This is a genomic window from Marinobacter xiaoshiensis, assembly GCF_031631795.1.
GTDB lineage: Bacteria > Pseudomonadota > Gammaproteobacteria > Pseudomonadales > Oleiphilaceae > Marinobacter > Marinobacter xiaoshiensis.
Map to the genome: position 1 here is coordinate 1 of NZ_JAVMBO010000018.1, position 25,504 is coordinate 25,504.

At 53.9% G+C, this 25,504-nt stretch carries 21 protein-coding genes; 6 read left to right on the top strand and 15 right to left on the bottom strand.

Annotated elements, in window-relative coordinates; all coding sequences use genetic code 11:
- The 6 genes from RKA07_RS15470 to RKA07_RS15495 all read right to left on the bottom strand — a co-directional run.
- Positions 1-663: ArnT family glycosyltransferase (locus RKA07_RS15470; protein WP_310966197.1), on the bottom strand; the 663-nt coding region annotated here is incomplete at its 3' end.
- The gene (locus tag RKA07_RS15475) at positions 647-1,687 is read right to left on the bottom strand and encodes a glycosyltransferase family 2 protein (protein WP_310966187.1); all 1,041 of its coding nucleotides are present in this window, start codon (positions 1,685-1,687) and stop codon (positions 647-649) included. The genes RKA07_RS15475 and RKA07_RS15470, both read right to left, overlap by 17 nt.
- On the bottom strand, positions 1,671-2,060 hold the full coding sequence (locus RKA07_RS15480) for a GtrA family protein (protein WP_310966190.1): 390 nt from the start codon (positions 2,058-2,060) through the stop codon (positions 1,671-1,673). Before RKA07_RS15480 ends, RKA07_RS15475 begins: the two co-directional genes overlap by 17 nt.
- 144 nt (positions 2,061-2,204) lie before the next feature.
- On the bottom strand, positions 2,205-2,834 hold the full coding sequence (locus RKA07_RS15485) for a ferric reductase-like transmembrane domain-containing protein (RefSeq protein WP_310966758.1): 630 nt from the start codon (positions 2,832-2,834) through the stop codon (positions 2,205-2,207).
- 455 nt (positions 2,835-3,289) lie between these two features.
- The gene (locus tag RKA07_RS15490) at positions 3,290-3,922 is read right to left on the bottom strand and encodes an FmdE family protein (RefSeq protein WP_200203996.1); all 633 of its coding nucleotides are present in this window, start codon (positions 3,920-3,922) and stop codon (positions 3,290-3,292) included.
- Positions 3,923-3,959: 37 nt separating this feature from the next.
- On the bottom strand, positions 3,960-5,090 hold the full coding sequence (locus RKA07_RS15495) for an aminotransferase class V-fold PLP-dependent enzyme (RefSeq protein WP_310966759.1): 1,131 nt from the start codon (positions 5,088-5,090) through the stop codon (positions 3,960-3,962).
- A gap of 378 nt (positions 5,091-5,468) precedes the next feature.
- Here RKA07_RS15495 and rnk point away from each other — a divergent pair, with 378 nt between their 5' ends.
- Complete coding sequence (gene rnk / locus RKA07_RS15500; RefSeq protein ID WP_200203992.1) at positions 5,469-5,852, top strand: nucleoside diphosphate kinase regulator; 384 nt, start codon at positions 5,469-5,471, stop codon at positions 5,850-5,852.
- 35 nt (positions 5,853-5,887) lie between these two features.
- Here the strand turns inward: rnk and RKA07_RS15505 are convergent, their stop codons facing one another.
- Positions 5,888-7,510: a methyl-accepting chemotaxis protein gene (locus RKA07_RS15505; RefSeq protein ID WP_310966760.1), complete on the bottom strand. Its 1,623-nt coding sequence runs from the start codon at positions 7,508-7,510 to the stop codon at positions 5,888-5,890.
- A 227-nt stretch (positions 7,511-7,737) separates the two neighbouring features.
- On the opposite strand from RKA07_RS15505, the gene RKA07_RS15510 reads away from it, so the two are divergent.
- Positions 7,738-8,403, top strand: a complete 666-nt coding sequence (locus RKA07_RS15510) for a hypothetical protein (RefSeq protein WP_200203988.1) — start codon at positions 7,738-7,740, stop codon at positions 8,401-8,403.
- A 3-nt stretch (positions 8,404-8,406) separates the two neighbouring features.
- On the opposite strand, the gene RKA07_RS15515 is transcribed toward RKA07_RS15510, so the two are convergent.
- Together RKA07_RS15515 and RKA07_RS15520 are read right to left on the bottom strand one after the other, a co-directional pair.
- Positions 8,407-9,030 carry an L-threonylcarbamoyladenylate synthase gene (locus tag RKA07_RS15515; RefSeq protein ID WP_200203986.1) on the bottom strand — a complete coding sequence of 208 codons (624 nt, stop codon included), beginning with the start codon at positions 9,028-9,030 and terminating at the stop codon, positions 8,407-8,409.
- A gap of 42 nt (positions 9,031-9,072) precedes the next feature.
- Positions 9,073-9,399 (bottom strand): BolA family protein, encoded by a 327-nt coding sequence (locus RKA07_RS15520; RefSeq protein WP_310966761.1) that lies wholly within the window; start codon positions 9,397-9,399, stop codon positions 9,073-9,075.
- A gap of 279 nt (positions 9,400-9,678) precedes the next feature.
- Between RKA07_RS15520 and RKA07_RS15525 the strand changes: the two genes are divergently transcribed.
- From RKA07_RS15525 to RKA07_RS15540, 4 genes are all read left to right on the top strand, one after another.
- Positions 9,679-11,841: a DNA topoisomerase III gene (locus RKA07_RS15525; RefSeq protein ID WP_310966762.1), complete on the top strand. Its 2,163-nt coding sequence runs from the start codon at positions 9,679-9,681 to the stop codon at positions 11,839-11,841.
- A 71-nt stretch (positions 11,842-11,912) separates the two neighbouring features.
- Positions 11,913-12,617: a response regulator transcription factor gene (locus RKA07_RS15530; protein ID WP_200203980.1), complete on the top strand. Its 705-nt coding sequence runs from the start codon at positions 11,913-11,915 to the stop codon at positions 12,615-12,617.
- Positions 12,614-14,251, top strand: a complete 1,638-nt coding sequence (locus RKA07_RS15535; RefSeq protein WP_310966763.1) for a FecR family protein — start codon at positions 12,614-12,616, stop codon at positions 14,249-14,251. Before RKA07_RS15530 ends, RKA07_RS15535 begins: the two co-directional genes overlap by 4 nt.
- Before the next feature lie 31 nt (positions 14,252-14,282).
- A complete protein-coding gene (locus RKA07_RS15540) occupies positions 14,283-16,850 on the top strand; it encodes a CHASE2 domain-containing protein (protein ID WP_310966764.1) in 2,568 nt (855 codons plus the stop codon).
- 48 nt (positions 16,851-16,898) lie between these two features.
- Here RKA07_RS15540 and RKA07_RS15545 read toward each other — a convergent pair whose 3' ends face one another.
- The 6 genes from RKA07_RS15545 to RKA07_RS15570 all read right to left on the bottom strand — a co-directional run bounded on the left by RKA07_RS15545 (position 16,899) and on the right by RKA07_RS15570 (position 25,464).
- Positions 16,899-17,318 carry a fibronectin type III domain-containing protein gene (locus RKA07_RS15545; RefSeq protein WP_227714789.1) on the bottom strand — a complete coding sequence of 140 codons (420 nt, stop codon included), beginning with the start codon at positions 17,316-17,318 and terminating at the stop codon, positions 16,899-16,901.
- A 325-nt stretch (positions 17,319-17,643) separates the two neighbouring features.
- Positions 17,644-18,855, bottom strand: a complete 1,212-nt coding sequence (locus tag RKA07_RS15550; RefSeq protein ID WP_310966765.1) for a YncE family protein — start codon at positions 18,853-18,855, stop codon at positions 17,644-17,646.
- A 179-nt stretch (positions 18,856-19,034) separates the two neighbouring features.
- On the bottom strand, positions 19,035-19,877 hold the full coding sequence (locus tag RKA07_RS15555) for a DUF7281 domain-containing protein (RefSeq protein WP_310966766.1): 843 nt from the start codon (positions 19,875-19,877) through the stop codon (positions 19,035-19,037).
- On the bottom strand, positions 19,867-21,111 hold the full coding sequence (locus RKA07_RS15560; RefSeq protein WP_310966767.1) for a hypothetical protein: 1,245 nt from the start codon (positions 21,109-21,111) through the stop codon (positions 19,867-19,869). The genes RKA07_RS15555 and RKA07_RS15560 overlap by 11 nt, the downstream gene beginning before the upstream one ends.
- Positions 21,111-21,746, bottom strand: coding sequence for a condensin complex protein MksE (locus RKA07_RS15565; protein WP_200203967.1), 636 nt, complete (start codon positions 21,744-21,746; stop codon positions 21,111-21,113). Before RKA07_RS15565 ends, RKA07_RS15560 begins: the two co-directional genes overlap by 1 nt.
- Positions 21,739-25,464, bottom strand: coding sequence for an ATP-binding protein (locus tag RKA07_RS15570; RefSeq protein WP_310966768.1), 3,726 nt, complete (start codon positions 25,462-25,464; stop codon positions 21,739-21,741). Before RKA07_RS15570 ends, RKA07_RS15565 begins: the two co-directional genes overlap by 8 nt.
- Between the last annotated feature and the right edge of the window lie 40 nt (positions 25,465-25,504).

Consider the following 25,504-nt stretch of genomic DNA (forward strand, 5'->3'; position numbering starts at 1 on the left):
GGGGCAGACCAGAGCGGCCGTCATCAGGATGCCTCGCCACCAAGGCAGTCGCTGCAGGTTATTCGCCGCTTCCCGCCACGAAAGGCATAACCAAAGTACGATAGGAATTCCGATCAGAACGATGGCCAACGGCCCTTTGGACAGGAGCCCGATCACCATTCCAAGAAAGAAAATCCATCGCCACAGACCTCCCTCTCCTGCCATCACCAAACAGAAGCTGACGAGAGTAAGGGTTGTACCCAATGCCAGGAAGGCATCTGTCATAACGGCGCCAGCACTGATGTAAGTGAGCGCCATGGTTGCGAAAACCAGGCAACTCCATTGAGCAACCTGCACACTCCAGATTTGCCGCGCCAGTCGCCAAACAAGCCACACCATAGCGACCGTTGCCAGCCAGGCCGGAAACCTCAGCGAAAACTCCGAAACACCAAAAACCTTGATGGCCGCCGCCTGCGTCCAGAACGACAAGGGCGGTTTACCCCAAAAAGGTACGCCGGGCTCGAACCACGGCGTAATCCAGTCACCGGTTTCCGCCATCAGGCGGGCAATTTCCGCGTAACGCGGCTCGGTGGTATCGGCAAAAGGGAAAAGTGCCATGCCTATAAAGCGACTAACCAGCACAGCAACCAGGATCAGCAGCCAAACATTAAACCGCTTTGACATGTCGCACCCTCGTTGTTTTACGATGCGCCTGTTGGCGTGTACCACTCAGGTTTTCGATCACCTCATCTGTCAGGTACACCGGGCGCTGCTTTGATTCCATGTAAGTCTTGCCGACGTATTCGCCCACAATGCCCACACTCATAAGCTGAATACCGCCGAGAAAGCTGATGATGGCCACCAGCGAGGGGTAACCGCTGGTAGCATCACCCAGCATCAATGCCTTGACCACAATCCACGCCCCGAATACCGCACCCATGCTGGCGGCAATTAGCCCGATCAAAGTGGCCCAGCGCAAGGGCGATATAGAAAACGACGTCAGTCCTTCCAGTGCTAACCCGACCAGCCCGGGGTAATCCCATTTCGTTTCGCCGGCCGCTCGGGGTTCACGATCGTATTGGATGACTTGGGTCGGCATACCAATCCAGGCAAATAAGCCTTTCATATAACGGTTGCGCTCTTTCAGACCCAACAGCGCATTAACGGCTTTGCGGCTCATCAACCGAAAGTCACCGGTATCCACCGGGATATTTGTCCGGCTGGTCCGGTTCAGCAGTCTGTAGAAAAGATGCGCGCTCCAGCGTTTGAACGCGGTTTCGCCAGCCCGTGAGCGCCGCTGCATCAGAACAACGTCAACACCCGACTGCCAGCTTTCGACCATGGCCGGAATTTGCTCAGGCGGATCTTGCAGGTCTGCATCCAACACAATCACCGCATCGCCGTTGGCGTGCTCCAGTCCTGCAGTCATTGCAGCCTCTTTGCCGAAATTACGACTCAGTTTGACCAGTCGGACGCCGGACGTTCGGTCAATAACGCTGCGGATGTATTGGGCACTGCCATCATCACTGCCGTCATCAATCAGCACGATTTCCCAGTGCAGGTCCAGGGTGGCAAGCACCGGTAGAACCCGCTCAAAGAAAAGGGGCAGCATCGGGCGCTCGTTGTACAGCGGCACCACCAGCGATAACAGCGGCTTGCCAAACGGGTCATCCAAAGGTACGACGGGGAACTCAACGCGTTTGTTCATGGAAAACCAGCCTCTGGTAGACGATGTAATTCAGTGCAGCGACAAGCCCTGTGGTCACGATTTGTGACAAGGTGACGGGAAGTCCCAATACGTTATTGAGTAGAAAAAAGAAGGCGAGATTGCAGAACCAGGCGCCAAGACAGGAGACGATATAGCGCCACAACGTGACCCTGTGAGGGCCGGCATTGCGAAATGCCAGGCGCCGCTGGAGGCCGTAATTTAGCAGCGCACCAGACACGCTTCCGCTAACGGTTGCCAGCACTGGTTCAAGCCCGGCAGCGATCAATGCTGCCATTACAAACCAGTGGAGCAACGTAGAAAGGCCGCCGGCCGCTACAAATCCCTGAAGTTGGCGCGATAGGAGTGTGCTCATGACAATAACCACCACATTGACGACTGAAACGTCGCCCTGACATTGAGTGGGTATGATGACCCACCCTGTGTCACAGGTTTGTGGGAGTTTTATCAGGAAAATGTCAAAGCCAGAGTTAGTCCCGGCAAAGATACGCTTTCCCTTTTAACGAAACTCAAAACTTTCCTGATGGAAACGTAATGAAATGGGCTGTTGCTTAAGCCCGCTTCGCATGGCATCTGCGAGGCCCTGCGGCCCGCAAAACCAGACATCTACCTTGGAGCCATGGACTTGCAGTTGATTCACGGCCAACCGCTGCCCCTGCAAACTGTCGTGGATATGCAGTGATATCTCCGGAAGTTGCTCCATCAACTCTCGTAGACGGGTCACCATTGGGTCGCCTGTAACTCCGGCAGTGCAGTAATGAAGTGTGATAACCGGATGTTTTTGTTTGGAATTGATCAGGCGCTTTTCCAGAGCCGCCAGAAACGGTGTGATACCTATGCCGCCAGCCACCCATATTTGTTGGGCGAATTGTCCGGCCTGATGACCGGGCCACCGCTTGCCCATGTCACAGACGACTTCCGTAATGTTGGCTGATGTCTGCTTCACGGCCTGAACCAACCCCTTGTAGCGGCGACTGCTTCCGATTTGCCCGGTCAGCGACTGCAGGCTTTCCACGGCACCACCTGCGATCAATAGCGCCATCAGCCAACCGGTGGGTTGGTGCCACCATTTCAGCGGGGCCAACAACAGCGCGTGGGCGGCCAGTACCAGATAAATCACTGGCATCATCCGCCATTTCGACCAGCCAGTGTGTCAGAGCAAAAACAACGGCCAGAATGGCAGTTGGGACATTATTCGGGCATTGAAGATTCCTGCGTGAATTGGGAGGGTACGCACTTTCAGCGCCTCAGTTCACACAGGTGATATATACCTATGATTGTTTTGAATCGAAGCGTCTGCTCAGGCAGAAGGCGTAGGCACTACCAATTACATAAACATTTATACGGGTATATTCTGGGCATACAGCAGCAATAAATTTAACATTAAGACAAGACAATTATTTATGCAGACATGTTAGTCCTGCCGAGGGCACAGGATGGTCTGCGCGGTGATCTGAGCCTATGGAAAGTCAGCAGCGTATGCTGACTTCGGAAACTTGAAATAAAATACGATCTCACCGGAAGCCTGCGGCGTTGACTGCCGCAGGCCCGGGTTCCCGCCTGACACTAGTCAGTGTCGAAGCACTAAACCTTCGCACCACTCAACGGCAGAACACGAACCAGTTCCGGGTCGTCGGCGTGCTCAAGCAGCATTTTGCGTACACGTTTCTGCCAAAGGCGAGCAAACTCCACCTGCTGCTCAGGTGTCTCGCGGTTGTGCATAACAGCCAACATACGCTCGCGTTGGGATTCATGCGGGGGGATCTGATTGGCATCAAATTTTACCGTTACTGCTGCGCCGGTATCGATGCGCTCGAAACGAACAGCCCCATCATTCTCACCACTGTTTTTGGCGAAACTGAGTAGTCCATTACGGGCAAAACGGCCTCCTATGCCCTTAAAGCCACCCTGGGCAGTGGCACCGGTAAGCATTGTTATTACCTGTGCGACAACGCCAATAGTGCCTTCTGTTTCTGGCGCGGGCATGTGTACCCGAATTGCGCCGCGCTCGGGCAGTGAGTTTGGATACAGCACATTCAGTGCAGCCCGAACGCTGAGGTAGGCACCGGCAACAGTCGGACAGGAATGCCCCGCCAGCCTTACAACATCTGCATAGCGATACTCGATAACGCCACCTTCGGCAGCACCCAGAAGATCTGCCAGCGGATCACGTAAAGAAATAACGGGTGCATCATCAAAAAACTTGGGGAACGCCATCACTATCTCCTGAAACCGGGACATTGATACCACAATCTCAGCCCTGAATCGCCTTCAGAGCCACTCTCAGCTTCTCCACAGTTCGATCCACGTTATTCAACTTCTCCAAGCCAAAGAGGCCCATACGGAAGGTGCAGAAACTCTCTGGTTCACCACACATCATCGGCACGCCAGCTGCCGTCTGCAAGCCCTGCCCACGAAACAGGCTAGTGTTATGGATATTAATATTGTCGGTGTGCAACACCACAACGCTCGACGACTCAAAGCCCGGGCTGGCAACACTCTTGAAACCAGCGCCATAAAACAGCTTGCGCACTTTGCGGCCCAATTCTTCCTGGCGCTGAAACAACAGGTCTGGGCCGGTTTTCAACGTTTCAAGCATGGCATCACGAAGGATAGCCAGGGTATCGGTGGGCATGGTGGCATGGTAGGCGTGGCTGCCGGATTCATAGGCCTGCATAATCTGCGACCATTTGCGTAGATCCCCGGCGAAACTGCTGCTGGTGGTTTCTTCTATCCGCGCAATCGCACGGTCGCTCAAGGTGATCAGGGCGGCGCAGGGTGAAGCGCTCCAGCCTTTCTGCGGCGCAGTAATAAGTACATCCACGCCACAGGCGGTGGTATCAACCCAGAGGGCACCGGAGGCTACGCAATCCAACACGAACAAGCCATTAACCTCTTTTACAGCCTCCCCAATGATTTTCAGATAGTCGTCTGGCAGCACGATCCCGGCAGCGGTTTCCACGTGAGGCACAAACACAACGGCTGGCTTTTCCGCCCTGATGCGCCCTGCAACTTCCTCGGCGGGTACAGGTGCAAATGCTGCCTGGGGTGAATCGTCAATAGCCCGTGCGGAGAGCACCGTCACGCGATCGGTGATTCGGCCTGCTTCCAGTATTTGCGTCCAGCGGTAGCTGAACCAGCCATTGCGGACTATCAGGCAGCCTTCATCATTCGCAAACTGGCGAGCCACGGCCTCCATACCAAAACTACCACCGCCGGGCACAATTACAGCTGCTTTGGCGTTGTACACGTGCCGCAAAGTGGAGGAAATATCCCGCATTATTTGCTGAAATGGCGCAGACATGTGGTTTAGCGAGCGATCATTGAATACCACGGAGTATTCCAGTAGCCCATCGGGGTCAACAGAAGGAAACAATTTGGACATGGGGCGTAGATTCCTTGCCTGGTGCAGTTTCTGGATGAATCATCTATGGTGTGAGTCTAACAAATCTGGCGTTATGCGCTTTATTTCTTACGTTTTCTGCAAGCCCACTTGTGGAACCCGACAAAAGCTTATAAATTGACCAAAGCGGCCAAGTTCCCGCTTTTTCTTTATTTATCCAGACAACACACCAGGTGAACCTGTGGGATCATTATTCTCAGCGTTTATTCCTTTCTATCATTCAAGCGCCCGCCGTCAGGCAGGCACTGCTGGTGTGTTGCCCGCTTTTCTCTTTTCTCGCTGAATCCGCTTTAAAAACGCCGGGTTCGGCGCCTGAATCCTGAAATTTTGAATTACTAATTATATTTTTTGGAGATAACTATGGCTGATATGCCGGCAGTTTTGGTTGCTGAAGAAGATTTCAACCGTTTGACTACCCTGATCGAAAAACAGGGTGATTCCGATGTGGCAGAAGGTCTGGATGATGAGCTGAGCCGCGCCACGCTTGTGCCGCTTGCAGAAATGCCAGCGCACGTAGTGACCATGAATTCAAAAGTGCGCTTTCAGAATGCAGATACCGGCCAGGAGCAGGAGCTGACTTTGGTCTACCCTCACGAAGTGGGCACTGGAGAAGGCAAGATTTCTATTCTGGCACCAGCTGGCTCGGCACTACTTGGACTTGCTGTGGGTGATTCTATCGAGTGGCCAATCCGTGGCCGTAACAACATCCATCTCAAGATCATTGGTGTTACCCGAGAGGGCTAATCGCATGGCGGGGGCGGTTTAAGTAGCCCGCCCCGCTAGTTGTCCTTTCTGATTAATCGGAACTGCTCAATAGTTTCTCTAAGCGCTTCCGCCATCACCAGCAAATCACCTGCAATACCAGCCGTTTCCTGAGCATCTGTTGCTGTCTGCTCGGCCGAGCGGCTGATTTCAATCACGTTCTGATTGATAATTTCAGACACATCGCTCTGTTCGTTCGCTGCGCTTTCCATTTCCTGGTTAAGTGAAGTGATTTCACGAACGGCCGACGCAATGGTTTGCAACTCGGTTTCTACTTTCAGGATGGCTTCTACCTCATGCCCTGCCATATCAGAGGCATGGCGCATGGTAGCCACACATTCGGTTACTTCACTTTGAAGAGAGTTTATGGTTTTGCGGATTTCCTCTGTAGATACCTGAGTGCGTGATGCGAGCGCTCGAACCTCATCTGCAACCACTGAGAACCCACGCCCCTGCTCACCCGCTCTGGCAGCCTCAATAGCAGCGTTCAGCGCCAGCAGATTGGTTTGTTCCGCAATATTAGAGATTTCTTCCAACATCTTCGCCATCTGACTGGTACGTTCGTTCAAGTCCTCTATTCGTTTAGCGCCACTCTGTACTTCCGTGTTGAGCGTTTCAATACCCTCTACTGCTGTGCGCGCAAGTTGTTCACCGCTATTGGCAGATTCAGCTGTTTCCGCCGACTTTCGAGCTGTGTGGTTGGCATTCTCCCGCACTTGAACAGCCGATGCGGCCATTTCAGTGGTTGCGCTGGCAACCTGGTCTGTATTGTCTTTTTGAGCCGTGACTTCGCGGCCAGTAGTTTGGGCCTTTTCCGCAATGCTACGGGCCGCCCGCTCAACCTGCTCGGCGTTATCCATCACCGTGTGCATACTTTCACGGATTTTTGCCATCATGCGATTAAACGCAAGGGAAACAGTCCCAATTTCATCATTGCGCGATACATCCAGCTCAATCGTGAGATCAGAGTTTCCGGAAATCTCATCCATACTCACCTGGAGCCGACGTAAACGGGAGAACACCAGCCGATTCAAAACCAGCCCGGTCAGGAAGAATACTGCAACAAAGATGGCGATCTGAATACCGCCACTGGTAAGCAATTGCTGGTGCAAGCTGGCGTCGCTTTCAGCGAGAGAATAATCCACTCGAATCGCACCCAGCACATCCCCTTCCTGGGCTTGATGGCAACCCAGGCAATCCACACCCTGATAGTCTGATTGAGCAATAACCGGGTCAATTAACGTGTAAACACGCCCATTTTCATTGCTTGAGTAACGCTCAATTCTCTGGCCGTCCAGTGCTTTTCTATCGTCTGCATCACGTTTCTGCTCTGCCTGGGTACCGGTGCCAAACATCTGGTTCAGCTGATCGCTACGAATCACCCTCACATCCAGCACATCCGCAGGCGCCATCACCTTGTCCCGAAGCACATCACGGTTGCTGATGGTACCAGTCACCATCATGGTGTTCAGTCCGTCAAAATAGGACTTGGCAAGGCCATCCACGTATTTGTGACTGAACTCTTCCATGTGGTCGCGCTGGGAACTGGCACTATGGAGCACGGTAAAAACCAGGATGAGTGAAAACGCAGCTGCCAGGGCAGCGAGCAGCAGAAAACGAATGGAATATTGGTTTTTCATAGCGACTCGGTCAAAAGAACAATGAACACCAGACTTTACCTGGCTCTTTCAAACATTCTATGTGGTTGACGGCAAAAGGACGGTTAACTTTATAGACATGCGTCAAATATTTACTGACTCAGATCAGAAGCACGTATTTTCAGTGGCTGGCCCGGAATGTGCATACACCAGGAGACAGACGATAAATTTCTGGCGCGCTTGTGCGAGCCAGTGGAGGAATGCACGCCATGTCACTGCTGACATCTCTTATCCAGGCAAGCACCCGCTTTCAGCAAACTCTGGAGAAGCGCCCTGTTGCAAACGGGGCCGATGAACAAAAGGCCAAAGGCACAGCCAGTGCTGAGACATTGCAACCCTCAGGGCCGGGGGATGACCGTTTTACACCATCGGGAGAGCTTTTGACTGATGCCGGCAGGCCTAAATCCCGGAAGCTGCCCCTATCGGATTACAAGCAAACCGTAGGGCAGGATCTTGCCTTCATCAGGGAGACGCTGCGGCACAAACTTGCCGAATATAACCTGAACCCATCCCTATCGATAAGCGTCAACAAAAACGACAGCGGTAGGATTGAGGTGGGCGGCAACCTGGCAGAAGAAACCCGAAGTCGAATCGAGAAGGATTTGAATGTTAACAAAAACTTTGCGGATGCCTTTAGCCGGCTGAGCGTGAACGAGCCAACTCTGCACTTCATGGACAACGCCCTGAAACTCAGCCAAGCCTATGGGGTTAATAATTCACTGCTAGATACGCTGATCAGCGAAAACCAGCAATTCAACGGCTTGCAGGATCTCGTACACCGCTACGACACCCTGCGCCGCTCCGCTCCGACTGACCAATTTAACGTTGCAGCCAACCGGGGCGCTTACGCCTTCAACCTGAACACCCGAGCCTAGGCCCTACTGTTCAAACGGTGCCGGATCGCCCTTGCCCACCCGGGTAACCTCCGGCACTTCACCGGTAAAGTTCACCACGGTGGTTGGCTCCATGCCACAGAAGCCGCCATCAATAATCAAATCAAGCTCATGCTGTAGCGTATCCCGTATGTCGTAGGGGTCCGTCATGGGGTCAGTCTCACCCGGTAAAATCAGCGTGCTGCTCATAATAGGCTCGCCAAGCTCACCCAACAGATCCCGGACAATCGCATTATCAGGAACCCGCACACCAATTGTGCGACGCTTCGGGTTCAGCAGGCGCCTTGGCACCTCACTCGTTGCATCCAAAATAAAGGTATAAGGACCGGGCGTGAAGGTTTTCAGCAACCTGTACTGGGTATTATCCACCTTGGCATACACACCGATATCCGACAGATCCCGGCACACTAATGTGAAGTTATGCTTATCATCCAGCTTTCGAATGCGCTTTATCTTGTCTGCTGCCGGTTTCTCACCCAAATGGCACCCAAGGGCATACCCGGAGTCGGTGGGGTACACAATTACGCCACCAGCGCGAAGAATCTCAACCGCTTGCTTGATCAACCGCTTTTGCGGGTTTTCCGGATGAATCTGAAAAAACTGACTCATAAAAGCCCTCCGCTGTGTTTTTTAGCCATCTGAAGCCGCCGATTAAGCATCAGACTTGGAACCACCCATACAATTCGGTGACGTGGGTGCAACCTGACCCGTTGCCTCCCACTCCTCAGGAGAGTATAGATGCAACGCCAATGCATGCACGCCACCGGCCATCTCCAACTCCTCAGAAAGCACCTGATAAATAGCCTGATGCCGTTTAACCTTCATCTGCCCCGCAAAGGCCGGCGACACCATGGTCACCTTGAAGTGCGTCTCCGAATTAGGCGGCACGCTGTGCTTGTGACTCTCGTTCTCCACCTGAAGAATGCTGGCGTTGAACGCCTCATTCAACTTGGCTTCAATTGCATTCTGCATTTTCATTACTTTTTAACTCCACAGTTCGCTCTGTATGTAGTGGCGATATCTCTGAGCCTGAAGCGGCTGTGGGCGTCGGCTTCCCAAAAGTGTGTGTTGCCAGGGATGGCAACACCAAGCCCCCATGGATGGGTTCACGGCGTCTTTTGGGAAGCCGACGCCCGCAGCCGCCACCTCCAGAGCAAACAGTCTACTACAGAACAAGCAGCCCCCGAACCTTGACACCCAACAACCAAACAGCCACATTCCCCACCACTCCAAATCCAGACAAAACCATACCCAAACATGCTCCTGTACATCGCCGAAAAACCCAGCCTTGGCAGAGCCATTGCCGCCGCCCTCCCCGGCCCCTACCAAAAAGGCCAGGGCTGGATCCGCTGTGGCAACGGCAGTGAAGCTGCGACCGTAAGCTGGTGCATTGGCCACCTGTTGGAACCCGCCGAGCCGGCCAGCTACAACCCGGCGTGGAAAACATGGCGTCAGCACGATCTCCCCATGTTCCCGGACAAATGGCAGCTAACCCCGAAAGACAGCGTGCGCCATCAACTCAACGCACTGGAATCCCTCATTCGGCAAGCAAAGACCATCGTCCATGCCGGAGACCCAGACAGAGAAGGCCAACTGCTGGTTGATGAAGTAATACGCTACTTCGGGACCCAAGCACCCGTAAAACGCATACTCATCAACGATCTGACGCCTGCAGCAGTCGCCAAGGCCATACAGCAACCCAGAGACAATCTGGAATTTCGCAGGCTGTCCCACTCGGCGTTAGCCCGACAGCGGGCCGACTGGCTCTACGGCATCAACCTGACCCGGTTTTATACGCTGAACTACCAACAGCAGGGCCAGAAGGGCGTCTACTCCGTCGGCCGTGTACAAACTCCGGTGCTGGGCCTGGTGGTGGAGCGCGATAACACCATCGAGAACTTCGAACCCAAGCCCTACTTCCCCATTGAGGCACGATTCAAAGCTCAAGAAGAGGAGGCAGACCAACAGCCGTTCACCGCAAAATGGCTGCCGGACGAACAGTTTCAGGATCATCTTGACGAAGAAAACCGCCTGTTGGATCGCGCCACCGCTGAGCAGATTGCAGCCAGCATTCACAACCGGCCCGGTACAGTGTTGGAATCCCGCTTTCGCGACCGCTCGGAAGCGCCACCCTTACCCTTATCTCTCTCGGCTCTGCAAATTGAGGCGGGTCGCCTGTTCCGCATGGGAGCAAAGGACGTACTGGACACAGCGCAGAATCTTTACGAGCGCCACCAACTGATCACCTACCCCCGATCAGACTCCCGTTACCTGCCAGAAGGCCATTTTGCCCAGCGTGAGCAAGTCACCGGTGTCATTGCCCGAGTCTCCCCCGACCTTGCCGATGCCTGCAGCAAAGCAGACTTCAGCCGCAGAACAGCCGCGTGGAACGACAAAAAAGTGGATGCCCACCACGCCATCATTCCCACCAGCAGAACCGCGCCCAACGGAAAGCTCAGTGACACTGAACAGAAGGTATACGGCTTGATCAGCCGCTATTATCTGATGCAGTTTTTTGCCGATGCCATACACCGCGAAGGCCAACTGACCGTGCGAATTACCGAGCACCGATTCCGCGCCTCAGAAACCGCCGTGCTCGAACCCGGCTGGAAAGTACTGGAGCTAAAACTCCGGGACAATAAAAAAGAATCAGATAAAGCACCGCTGCCACGCCTGAGCAAAGGCGAACCCGTTTTCTGCGAAGACAGCACCGTAATCCAGCGCAAAACCAAGCCACCCCAGCACTTTACCGATGCAACGCTGCTCTCGGCGATGACCAACATTGCCCGATTTGTAACCGACCCGGAACTCCGCAAAACCCTGCGAGAAACTGACGGACTGGGTACGGAGGCAACCCGGGCGAACATAATCGACACCCTGTTCAAACGGGACTACCTGTACCGGGACAGCCGCCATATTCGCGCCACCGACAAAGGCAAAACGCTGATCAGTGCACTGCCGGAATCGGTCAGCAAGCCAGACAGAACCGCCGTCTGGGAGGCGACGCTCGAGAGTATTCGCAGGGGTGAAGACGACCCTCGTAAATTTCTGGACACACTGAAGACTGAAATTCGCCTCTTCATTGGCACCAAGGCGGACACGCCAGGTGCAGGCCCTGAAACCCTGGCGCCAAACTGCCCAAAGTGCCGTACACCAATGACCGAGAGAGACGGCAAATTCGGTCGCTTCTTTGCCTGCACTCGATACCCCGACTGCCGTGGCACGCGCCCGATTGAAGATGCAACGCCCCAGGACGGTACCGGGCAAAAGCCTGTACCCTGCCCCCACTGTTTTTCCCCCTTGGTCAGACGGAAAGGTAAAAAAGGCTGGTTCTGGGGCTGCAGTAATTTTCCTGCCTGCCGACAAACAGTGGACGACGAAAACGGAAAGCCTGCATTTCCTTTACGCAAGGCTACATAACGACACTGAATACAGTGCTCCAATTTGTGATAATCGACTGATACAACACCACTTATCCCGGGAGAAGCGTAATGCGCATCGCTCTGCTTGAAGATCAACAAGAACAGGCGCAGCACATACAGTCCATTTTGTCGGAGTATGGGCACGACTGCGACAGCTTTCCTACAGGCCAAAGCTTCATCAGCGCGGCACTGCACCGCAGCTATGACCTGATGATTCTGGACTGGCAGATTCCCGACATGACCGGCATTGATGTGCTCAAAAGCATAAGAGCACAGATTAACTGGCCAATTCCCGTAGTGTTTCTCACTCAGCGCGACAGTGAAGCCGATATCGTTGAAGCCCTGGACGCTGGCGCAGACGACTTTATTGCAAAGCCCGCACGGGCAGCGGAATTGGTGGCACGCATTAACGCCTTGGCACGCCGCGCCAATCCAGACAGCGAAAAGGAAGTCCTGGTATACGGGCCTTTTGAAGTCAACACGCAACACAGAACCATAGCCCTTCACGGTGAAGAGCTGACCCTGACCGACAAAGATTTCGATCTGACCTTATTCCTGTTTCAGAATCAGGGCCGCCTGCTCACCCGTGAAGTCCTTCTGGAGCGGGTTTGGGGCTTGGCGCGCGACATCAATACGCGAACGGTAGACACTCACATGAGCCGCTTGCGGCGGCGGTTGGGCTTGAATCCGGAAAACGGGTTCCGCATCAAAACAATTTACCAGCGCGGTTATCGCCTTGAAGCCATGAAAGCCGAGGCTACCACTGAAGAATGATTGAAAACCCTGTGCCCTTTCTCACTAAAGTATTCCTGATGCTGGCTTTGCTGGCATTGGGCGCACCTGTGAGCGCAGAACTTTCACTTACACGCGGTTCGGCAACAACCATCACGAACGCCTCCAGCCAAACTGCGCCTGAGTGGGTTTATACTCTGAAAGCGGGCGAGAGTTTTACCGAAGTAGCCAGCGATCTTCTGATTAAAAGCTATAGTGCTGGTCGACTGCTGCAATACAACGCTATCGAAAACGCCGCCATGCTGGGAGAAGGCGACCGCATTCGCATTCCCTTATCCTGGCTCAAAAGACAACCCGACCCCGCACGTGTCACCTCGGTTTCTGGCAGCGTTCAGCTGATATCCGGCATTGACGGGCGTAAAAAGCCTCTGGCAAAAGACGCACTTATACGGGTAGGCGATGAAGTGCTTTCTGCCGCTGGCGCCGCAACCATTGCATTAGCAGATGGCTCAGAAGTGCGCATATCTCCAAATTCAAGACTGATCTTCAACCGGCTAACCCAGTATGGGAAATCAGGCATGGTTGATACACGGCTGAGATTGAACCGGGGAGAAGTGCACACTCGAGTAAAGCCAGTAATTGAAGGTGGCGCCCGCTTTGAGATCGAAACGCCTTCTGCTGTCGCCGCCGTGCGTGGCACAGCATTTTCTCTGCAAACCGGGCCTGAAGGCACCCGTTTGCAGGTAACCGAGGGCGTTGTTGAGTTTGGGGCCCCAAACCGGACCCACCAGATTCCTGCAGGCTACAGTGCCACAGTTGCCAGCTATAGCAGCAGCAAACTGAACATACGGAAGATGCCAGCCGCTCCCGAAATCAACTCACTACCACCGGTGCTCAGGCAACTTCCGGCAGAGATGACCTGGAAATCAGCCCAATCAGCCAAGTATCGCCTTGATATCTTTGAAACAGAAAGCGGGCGCTGGGTTGAAAGCCGTGAAGTAGACGGGAACCGTTTCGATATCAGCCGCCTGGATAACGGGCAGTATGTTGTGCATTTGGCGGCACTCGACCCGCAAGGCATGACAGGAATGCCCGGTATCCTACCCATAGAGGTTGACCTGCAAGCTCGCACAGCCAGCCTGCTTACGCCCGAAAACGGTGGCAGCGTGAACGACGACATGCCGGAGTTTCGCTGGGTACTTAAAGGTGAAAACGAAGTGGCCCGGGTTGAAATCGCTGAAGACGATACTTTCCGCAACCTGATTGCAACCAGTGAATGGGCTCCGGGGACAACGGCCCTGCCCTCCCGCCCCTTGAGCCCAGGTCAATATTATTGGCGCGTAGTAACAGAAGCCGGCGGGAACTCGGTAGCAACCACCCAGCCGAGAAAACTGATTGTAAATGGCACCCTCCCGCCGGTGCGAATCATCAGCATCAACTACATCGACAGCCAGGTTCGTGTGTTCTGGGAAAAGGTGGATACGGCGTCGAATTACCGGTTACAACTGGCAGAAGAGCCCGGTTTTAACGACATAATTAAAGAAGCTACACTACCAGACACCACAGCGGCCTTGCGTCTTATTCCCGGAAGGCGGTATTTTGTGCGCCTGAAAGCACTTTCTGACGGCCCATTGCAGAGCCGCTGGGGACCAGGGAGGGAACTGTACCTGGAATAACTTCGAACACTTAACGCGCAAAGCAGGACTCATGAACCGGGATTGGTTGCCAATTAAGACGACTCCATGGACGCTCGGTCTGTCACTCCTGCTCCTGTTTTTGCTCGCCGAAACAACGGAGTTGCCCCAACGTATTGATTACTGGCTCCTGGACTCTGCCCTGCTTGCCAGCCCTGCTTTTGTTTCTCCCGACATAGCCATTGTCGCCATTGACGACCACAGCCTCGCCCAAGAAGGCCGCTGGCCCTGGCCAAGACAAACCCACGCCGATCTTATCAGGAAGCTGCACCAAGCCGGCGCAAGCACCATTGTGTTCGACATATTGTTCATAGAGCCTTCTCCAGACGATGGGGACCTAAGCAGTGCCATGCAGGACCATGGCAAAGTAATACTGCCCATTCATCTGGCACCCTCGAGCTCTCGCCTTTTACTCAGCGAACAGCTTCCTCCTGGCGACCTTATCTCTGCAGCGGCCAGCCTTGGCCATGCACATGTTGAACTGGACCATGACGGCATCGCCAGAGGGCTATATCTGTTTAATGGCATGGGGCGACAACTCTGGCCCAGCCTTGCACTTGCAGCATCAGGTGTCGGCCCCCGAAAACCTGCCACACAAGGGCTGCCTGCCTTTGTAAACGTTAGGGACGACTATCGGATAGTTCCGCTTGCAGGTGGAGCCGGCACCTTACCTACCTACTCCTACAGCGACGTACTTGGCAGCCCTCCCGCACCGGACACATTCGGTGGCAAAACGGTCTTTGTTGGGGCCACGGCAGCGGGCCTGGGAGATATATTACCCACGCCTTTCTCCGGTCTCAGCCAGCCGATGTCGGGAGTGGAGTTTCATGCAAACACACTTTCCGCAATCAATCAGCAACTGCTCATCAGGACAACTCCCAAATGGGTTGGCATTGCTCTGGCAATGATCACCCTTGTAACCTTGGCCTTGCTGTTGCCGCGAATACGCCCTGCACGCACCTTGCTGGCATGCCTCATGACCAGCGGAGCAATTGTTGGAATGTATCTGGTTATGGTGAGTGTATTCCAGATCAGGCTTTCGGTTGCTCACGCGTTGATCATTCCCCTGCTTGCGTTTCCCATATCCAGCGGTCTACGCCTGGCCATGGCCAACCAGTTTCTGAACCGGCAACTCGATGAACTGGTGCGCAGCCCCAGAGTCGCCTTACCGGAGCCATCAAAGCGCCCGGCAACCCAGCTTCTTGAACACTTCCAGGCGCTGTTTCAGCCCCAGGGCTGGTTACTGGTGGAAGCGCAGAACATTCTCTCCATACGAAACCTGAATCTGGCTGATATTCCCGGCAATCTGGAACCGGGGCTCTGGCACCACAGCGGCAATCAAAGCTGGATTCGGTTCTACCGTGGAAGCGACAGCTACACATTGGGATTTACGCTCCCCAACGACCTCAGCCGGGAGGCGATACAGCGCTATTTACGCCGCCTCAAGCTTTCAGATACTGCACACGCTGCAAAAAACCCAAAACCCAGTGAAAATATTTCAGCGCGCATTGAGCGCGTTAAAGTTGCGACTGAGCGCCTGAACCACATTCAGGAATTTATCCGCCGCAGCTTTGAACGCATGCCTGATGGCATTATCGTTACTGACGAGCTCGGCATCATCCGGTTTGCCAACGGCCACATTGAGGAGTGGTTCGGAGAGCCCATGCCAAGCCTGGGCGGCTTACCATTGACGCGACTTCTTGAAGGGCACGACCCGCGGGAAACACCACCCTGGCATGAAACCGTTTCTGAAACGCTCACGCTTCTGCAAAGCCGGACCGTGGAACTCAAAATCCGTGAGAAAGACTTCCTGATCCATTTCGCTCCCTTTGCTCTTCCCGACAGCGTGCAATACGGCATCATTGCGAACATTTCTGACATATCCGAACTGCGGGAACAGCAGCGCCAACATCGCGAAGCCATCGACTTTATATCCCACGATGTACGCTCACCCCTGGTGTCGCAGCTGGCACTTATCGAGCAACTGAAGCGCGACCCGACTCATGTCGACCAGAGCCAACTGGAGCAATTGGGGCGCCTGGCAAGACGAAGCTACCATTTGGCGGAAGAGTTTGTGCAGCTGGCACGGGCCGAGCAGCTGACCGAGACCCGCTTTTATGAATGCGAGTTTTTGGCCATTGTTGAAAATGCCCGTGACAGCGTCAGTGAGCAGGCCGTAGAGAAACGAATTTCACTGCAACTCCAAGGGACTGAAGATTTATGGTTAAGAGGTAACGCAGAACTGCTTGAGAGGGCCGTGATCAACCTGCTAACCAACGCGGTGCAATACAGCCCAACTGGCTCGGCGGTGAGTCTTCAAGTGTTTCGAGCCGGGCATGAAGCATGCCTGACCATTACTGACGAAGGCGCTGGTATCGATCCTGACGAACTGCCTTATCTGTTTGACCGCTATCGGCGCCAAAAAAGCAGCGAACTGGCAGGTATTCACGGAACCGGCCTGGGGCTTTCGTTTGTAAAAACCGTGGTAGAAAAGCACCGTGGCGAGATATACGTTGTATCCAGCCCCGGGGAAGGCTCATCGTTTACGCTTAAACTCCCCATTGCCGACCCCTTGTCATAAACCCTGCGAACCCGCACTTATAATCAGCAGGCCGGCCGCGCCCTTTCTTCAGGATTTGATTTCCTTGTTAACAATTGCTGAAGGTGCGCTCAACAAGCCATTGCTATCCTCAACCAGTATCGTGAAGTACCAGACACCAGCATCCAGATTATCCACTTTGTGAGTCATCTGGGCATAATCCTGGGCGCCTTCCACAACAACCTTATGGTCCAGTTTCTCGGCATCTTTTCCGTACTGAATAATGTACTTGTTCAACTCGCCCATTGGGATTCTATCGCCATTAACGCGACTTTCGGGAGCGCTCCAGCTCAGCACCGCCGCATTTTCGGCCTCTGGATAAACGGTCTCAGTGTTTGAGCCGACAGTTCCTGGGCTACCGGAATCAGAACCGCCACCACACCCAGCAAGCAAAACTCCCATAGAAAACGCGGCGATCCATGCCTTCGACACTTTAATGACGCGTTTCATATCACTTCTCCACCAATAATCCGTCGCATTTGTTAAATTGTACAAAACGCCGGCGATTATCAATGTGAGGCCTGTCATTCCCTTAGTTAAAAATTCGTCAATATACCGTCACCAAATCGTAATAAATTGAACGGATAACCGTGAACCTTTGATTGGTCAGGCAATTTTTTGCCCGACACTTGATGTAGGCGCTTACCGAGGGGGTGAAAAAATTTGCAGCTGATATTTCGGGGTTGTGTTAGGAGATAGAAAAGGGTTAAGGAGGGGAAGCGGTAGCTTGAGGATACTGCCAGACAAGGGCCCCAACGGGACCCTTGTCAAAGGATTAGTAGCCGGTACCCCAACCTTGCGGAACCGAACCTTCGCGAATTCGCTGAGGGTGGTCACCAACATCCACGCGAGCAATTTCCTCAGCACGCTCGATGTTGATCACAGATATCTGATCGGTGCCACTCCAGGATACGAAGCAGTTTTCTCCGGATTTGTCCCGGGTGATCCAATAGGGCTTCTTCCCGAGGCCTTCCAGAATTTCGTACTCGAAACTCTCACGATCAACAATGGCCACGTAATCGCTCATGGTACCCGCAACACAAAGCTTTTCATCGTTGCCGCCCATGGAAATACCGTGGTGGGCAGAATCGTTTACGTAGCGTTCCACGGGAAGGTTGGGCACCAAATTAGGCAAATCGGCCACGCGAGTAATCCGGTCGTTCTCCATGTCGTATTCCGCGAAACCATGGAAGAACGAAAGCTGGAAATAGAAGAACTTTTCATCTTCGGTGTGCGCCATCGGGCGAATCGCCGGGCTCATGCCCGGGTAACCGGCCTCTGCCAGTTTGTCGCTGATATCAAAGCTTTTGATTTCCTCAAGCGTGTCGGCGTTAACCACCTTGAAGATGCGGTTTCCCTTGATATCCCTGAGTGCCCCCCTATCGGCCAATGTGAATACGTGGCCAATGCTGGCGTGATAGATTTTCTTGCCATCTTTGGAGTAAACATTTTCGTGGGGTGAATCTCCTGTTGGAAATCTTCCCCGCTCCTTGCCCGTGCGCACATCCAATATGTGTACAACTTTGCCAGTGGATGCAGACACTGCAACTTCGGTTCCATCTGGCGACAAGGCCATGTGATCCGAACGATACCCCTCAACCTCAAAGCGCCAGACAATCCTGTTGGTTGCGATATCTATAGCAACCACATCTGCAAAGCTGGGACGGGAGACGATCAGTAATTTTCCGTCCCGGGTGCTGTACATATCGTCCACATACTGATCGTTACCTTCACCGATCAGATGACGCACAACCTGAAAGAAAAACAGCTTATCCGGGCGCCAGATTATTTCCCGAAGGCGTTTTCTCCTGTCAGGAATGCCATTAATGCGGCCAATCCTTTCATAGGTTTCGGCATCAATAACATCGATCATGCCTTCCCAATTGTTGCCGACAAACACTGCCTCGCGGGCGTTGCTTCCAGTCCCGGCAAGCGCATTGAATGACAGCGCAATGAGTAGTATGAGAGAAACTCTGATTGGTCTCACGATTCAGTCCCTTTTTGTAGTTGTTGGTTTAACCCAGCCCAACCACTACGAGACAAAACGTCTATCCCGGTCGGCGCCAAACTGTAGCAACGCCAAAAAGCATCGTGCATGGCAGAAATGACACAGGCCCGGGCTTCTGGGCCAGCGTCGTTTTTATGGACACTTAAAAGAGTCGGCCGTCAGGCCAACGGCAGCGCTGAAAGCAGTATATTCCGCCGCACCATGTGCTCCTGCATCACCGCCAGCTCTTCGCTCGCCATGTGTTCGGCAATGGCGAGAAGCTCCCCGTAAGCTCGGCCTTTCAGCCTTGTCAGGGCGACGGACTGGTTACGGTGCACTTTGGGTTGGTTAAATGGCGTGTGCTTGCCAAGTTCACGCCAACTGGCAGGGACAAGCGTGCTGCCTTTGCCCTGATCAAGTGCCAGGCATTGCCCAGCTGGATCAAAATCGAAAAACCACGACAGCTTGTCTGCTGGCTGACTACTGACTAGCTCAGCAACTGAGCGAACGTTTTCCCTGTGCCCCCGATACAGAATGATTGAGTTCGCAAGGGAGTCCGGGAGCTTGATATCTACCCAGTAAGGCATCAGCCCACCGTTTTCAATGATGACCAAACTTTGGGTTTGAAGGTGTTCAGGATCCAGACAGTCGGGCCGCACGCTGAGCACGCTTCCTGGTGGAGTTGAGACACTTTTGCCTTTCACTCTTACAGTTGCAGCGCCAGCGGTCGCCAATACAAGCAGCTCGCCGAAGACCGAATCGCGACTATACTTTTCACTGGCATCGTGGCGAGCCATCGCCATGCGGCCGCCTGCACGGGAGTCGTATTGCGGATCCAGCCCATGTTCAGCTTTTGCGTATTCTCTCAGCCGCAGCCGCTCTTCCGGCGTGAAGTGAATCTCTTTACCAACAACCTGCCCTACACCCGTCTCTGCGCATATCTGATCCCAGATTTTGCCGCGCTTGACCGTGGACTTACCGCCCCTTAACAAACGCTCGATGGCTGCAATTTCAGCGGGCATTGCTGTGCCTCAGGGTAAGATCAGAAACCATCACGTTGTCTGGATAAATCTGGTGAGGCCTCTGATGATAAATCACCTCAATATACTGCTGGTCCCCGTCAGACAAGGATTCGATTTCGGACACAATGGCCTGCAGCCAATCGGCCTTATCTATCTTTAAGCCAGTGCTAGTCAGGGCTTCGGAAGCAAGAATGCTCCGTTCACCCAGAGCGCCATCAACCACCAGCTGAATCAGCTCCTCGATAGCCTCTTCTACCGGGTCGTCTTCCTCGACTTCTGTCTCACCCTCAACGTCGAAGTTAACCGTCGCCACGTCATCGGGAACTGGTTTATCTTCTATCTCAACAGGGATTGTGCGAGCTTTTGCGGCGATTTCGATCAGCTCCAGATCGTCTGCTGAATCGTAAATGTCGCCAAAGCCCTTTATCTGAAACGGCTCTACCGTATTCAGAAACTCCGGAACATACCTCAGGTCCAGATGGTCGATGGAGGGTTCAAATCCGCGGTTATTTATAAAGTGCGCTTCAAAGGCACCCACCATTCGGCTCAGCCGTTGATCCTCACGCATGCGCACCAGCATTTTGCGCAGCTGGTTAAGTGCGTAGGAGAGGTTCTTCTGTGAGGATTCCAGGGTGGCGGGCAAATGCCGCAATAACAGTCGCTTCAAAAAGGCATCGGAGCCCGCCTGCTCCGCCAGCTCCCGTATACGAAAGCTTTCAAACAAGGTAATCAGACGACCCGCGCGCTCGATAACCCGCTCGTTTTCACGGATGCGCAATTGCAAGTCTGTGATGTAAGCGAAGCCGGTATTGATGTATGTGGCGAAGGCCTCCGTGGCGTTTCGGATATCCTCAATAACATCCGCAAGGCATTCCTTGATTTCACCTTCCAGCCGATCAATATCACTCAGAGCCGATCGCTTTTTTGCTTCTTTGTATTCCAGAAACAGCTCACTGAGTTGCTGCCAAAGAATATCCACCTGAGCATTGGCGTAACGGCGTCGTTCAGACTCGGTGATGTGATCCAGAAACTGAACCAGCACCTTCTTCAGTTGCAGGTCTTCGTTGTCACCAATCCGCCAAACCAGGCGGTGGTGTTCAAGGGTTTCGATCAGGCCAAGGTTGTCATCGGAATCCGGCACCCGGTTGCCGTTTCGCAGGTGGGCCTCCAGAATCGCTTCGCCATATTTGGCCAACGCACGAAGCGTTCCGTGGGCATCATGAGCGCGGGCCATCAGTGCAGCCTCATTTGCTCGGAATCAGTGTCGTCAGAGCCCTGAATGCCTTCGTGGGTCTGTATGAATGTCATGGCATCGTACAGCCAGCTCCAACGGCCAGTGGCCCTGAAAAGGCTGCCGCTGGTGCCTACCGACTTCAGGTACCCCATCTTCTCCAGACTGGAGAGCACAGCACGTATCTGGCCGGCTGAGTCTGCACGTTTGGTGTGAAATACCTTTTTCTCCGCCAGCGATCTCAGTTTCGATTCCAATGCAGGCGCTGCCGCAATGCGATCCAGAATGGCGCCCTCAGACAGCTTGTCCCCGGGCAAAATCGGCCGGTCGTTTGCCTCCAGCATCATCACAAGCCGCAAAAACTGCACAAAGGCTTCAAGGTTGTTGGCAACATCCCGAAACTGGTGGCGAATCGCATCTTTGGTATCTGAGTCGGAGGTGTCCAGATAGGCGCAAACGAAGGCATCGTGGGCGCTGGTCTGTCGAAGCGTTCGATTTATCTGAGCCAGGAATCGATTCACAGAGTCCTGATTGGCTGGCATAAGCAGGTAGTTGTACAACTCATCGTCACTGACCTCACAGATAACCCGCTCCTGAAGCAGGGCCGTTACGGTTCGCTCGAATAACGGACTACTCATGGCTTGTCACCTCATCTGTTACTTGTGCATCCTGGCTCACGCTCGAGAACAGCTCCGCGTGTTTTCCTTCAATCCCGGAGGATTCGTAGGTGTGAATCCGTCCCTGCTTGAGGGAGATCTTATTCTCAAAGAACTTCCTCAAACTTCGGTCCAGCTTCGGGCAGGCAGAAATCATGGTGAGATTATTGGCCTCCAACATATCCGCCAGATGAGAGATGTTGTTGGGGCTGAGCGTGCCCAATTCATCTATGGGCCAGGTAATGCGCGTGTTCAAATCCGGGCACAGGTAGCGGGTGAGCCCCATGAACACAGTCATTATCGCCAGGTAGGTCAGGCCGGTTGAGCTGGCCGACAGGAAGTCTGCATCGGTGCGGATGACCACCTGGCGGTCGTTTTCTTTCATTTCCAGGCGCATATCGATCATCGACTCAACGCTGTCTTTTACCTTGGCATCACTGAGCGTGTCTGTAACCAGTTTAAAACGGCGCAGAATGGCATCGCTCGGCAGAGAGCGGCGATTCATTTGAATCCAGTTTTGCCATTGACCCACAAACTCTTTCAACGGCTGCCAGGTTTCGTCTTCGTAAATTCTGGGTTCCAGCACAACCTGTATGTCGCTCAGGCTTTCAATGTGCTGGTCGGTATTAATCTTTCTTTTCAGAAGGCTGGAAACTGCCTTCACTTCTCTAGCCATGACTTCCAGGCTGTCGAAATACTTCACCAGGCTGCCGGCTTCCGACACAAACTGATCAATCAGTGCATCCCGGAGCTGGGGTATATCGGTATCCAATAGCTCTCGCAAATCCGGGACCCGCGCCAGCTTGAAGCTTTCCTCATGGTCCAACACCTCACCCGTCATCTGTCCGCGCCGATAGGCTGAGAGTTTCTGCCATGCCTGCTGGATCTGGGTGTTGTCGTACCGGTTCAGGATTGCGGTGGCCTGGTCGAACGTGCCCACCACCTCTCTGCGTAATTGCTCCAGCTTTTGGTAGGCCCCCTGAAGCTCCTGGGTAAGATCGGCCATATTGCCCGGAAAGCCTTCTGAGAAGGTATTGCTCTGGAAATGCTTGAGCACAGCCTCTGCCGCTTCCGTTTGATCCCGCAGGTTTTTGATTGCTGCTTGATGCTCAGCAATAGAGACCTTCAGCTTGCTGTCCTGCTCTTTCCATGAGCGCTCTGCTTGCTCCCGGGTACGGGCGGCAGCCTCACATTTTGCCTTGGCTTGATTGGCTTGCTCGGTAAGCACTTCAACCTTGCACCACTCCTGCTCGCGCCATTTGCGATAGCCACGCACAAGGTCTTCAGACGCCACAATGGTTTCGACAGTGTCTTTGAGCTTGGCTAACGCCTCTCGAGCCTTTTGAACTTCCTTGGGATCAATCCCCTCTTCCGAAAGGCGCTGATCGTATATCTGGCGCTTACTCTTGAGCCGTGCTTTGTGGTCGGAATCCGCAGAAGCTATCAGCTCGCTTTGGTGGTCTATGCTGGATTGCAGCTCAGACTCTCTCTCTGCCCAATGAGCGCGCATATCCAGCACTTGTTGCTGGAATCCGGATTCAACCTCTCGTACGCCCTCACCCGTTTGCTCATCGAAGGCCTGCAGCTTGCCCTGGACGGCTTCAAGCTCTTTTGTGATTGTTGCAATCCGAGTGGCCTGCGCCTCTTTAACACGCTGGCGTACGTTAGCCAGTTTGTTCTGCGCGTTATCGCGGGCACGTTTGACCAGCGAGAACTCAGTTTCCAGCCGGTCGGCAGCGGCGGCTCGTTCCTTGTAGGTCTCATGCCTGCGCTGGGCCTCGCGCTCGGTATCCGCCCGCTGCTTGAACGCGGCCTGGCGCTCTGTATCTATGTTCCGGCTGCTTTCCTGCAAGGCTTCTTCAGAAGCTGCAAAATCCGGAATTGGCAAAGTATCCAATGCGAGCTGCCAACCCATAACAGCCGTGCTATTTGCAGTATGATCGCGGGTAGGTGCAAGATCCTTTCTGTGCAGCAGATCGGGATTGACGACTTTTGCCAAGTGGCTGCCCCACTCCGGGTCCTGGGCCCGCAGCTGTGATAACCAGGTACCGTCTTCAGGGGCAATCTGCCGTTGCAGTTCGTTAAACGTGTCTTCCAGCGCCTGGACCTTGTCATCCATTTGCTGAACCTGATCCTGCGCAACTTTCCAGTCCCGGTCTGCCTGATCTCTTTTACGTCCAGCTTCTAACCGATTTTCATGGGCCAGAGACACCTGTTCCGATGCTTCTTCTGCGGCCTGCTCAGCAACCGCAATTTCCTGCTGTTCAGTTTCCGTTTGCCCCGGGTTTTCCCGCAGCGCTAACAAGCGAGCCTGCTCACTCGTCAGTTCCGAGCGCTCCTCTGAACGGCCACCCTTGTACTCAGATACCGCCGTAACCTGACTTGTTTTGATGGAATTCAGTTTCAGATCATAGGCATGCTTTGCTGAGGTAAGCGCGTCAGTAGCTTCCCTCAGCCGCTGCTGGCGCTGAGCCTGCTGCTTCTCATGCTCGCGCTGGATACTCTGCTTTTCCTGCTCGTACTCGCCTTCTATCTCAGAGGCCTTACCCGTCAGGCTGTCGTAATCTGCTTGCGCTGTGGCCAAGCGCTGGCGGTAGTCGGCGAGATTATCGAAACTCTGGGCCAGCTCTGAGAGCCCATCCTCTTCATATCTGTCGTTCTGCTTGTGCAGGGCGGCTACTTGCCCGTCCAGGGATTCAAACTCGGCATTGCGATCCGTTACCTCTCGGGCCAGTTGGCGATCGCTGTCTTCAAACTCCGCTCTTCGATTGCTTCTATCTGCCTCAAGCCGCTCTTTCTGCTCCCCCAGTTCACTGACCTTCTCCCGGGCCTCATCAACAGACGCGTGCAGGTTGGCTACGGACTTATCCGCCTGTTCAAGAATCGCCCTGCGTTCTGCGTCCTTTCGCAAACATTCACGGATTTTTGCTTCCTCACCCGCAAAGGCAGAAAGGCTTTGTATGTCCGCGATCAGGTCTTTGCGATCAATGGCGCGAGGCTTGGCATGCTGGTGGATATTCTCGAACTGGGTTTCGCAGATCATGGTTTTGAAACTGCTGAGCAGCCGGTGCTTGTTCAACACCACATGGGTAAGCCGCTCAATGTTGGTCATCTGGGTGTCGCTGTCACCCAGACCATGCTCGGCCGCCAAGGCGCGGAGCGCTCGTGCATCCGCAGGCAACCTTTTCAGCAACTTTTGATTCCGCTGAATAATGGCCCGGTAGCTGGTAATGGTATCGATCATTTTCGAAGGGTTAACACCCCGGCTACGGAGCGCGGCAAACACGTCATCTGCACTGGCCCCGGCTTGAAGCAACGGCTTCACCTCTGGCGAGAAAAAGGTCTCCTCAGCAGAGCCAGCCACAAACCGGTAGCAGGGTTTTCCCTGTGCATGGCGATATATCACCGCACAGTGCAGCCCCGTGCTTCGCCGGTACTCGAAAATTATGAGGCTTTGGAAGGTGGGCAGGTAGTAGTCCAGAAAGGACAACTTGCCCGAAGCTTTGGTAACGATGCGCTCTGGCTCTTCGCCAAAAAATGCCGGTATAAGCGCCAGGACAGAGGTTTTGCCGGCCCCGTTCACACCACCCAGGTGCGTACGTTCGCGGCAGTCGATTTTGATGGTTCGCCCCTTCACTTGCTTGAAGGAGTGATGAAGGATGATGCTTTCTAGTCCGTAGCTAACAGTCTCGCCAGACAAACTGATTTCCCCGTAACGGCAGGTCGTTCTTGATACCCGC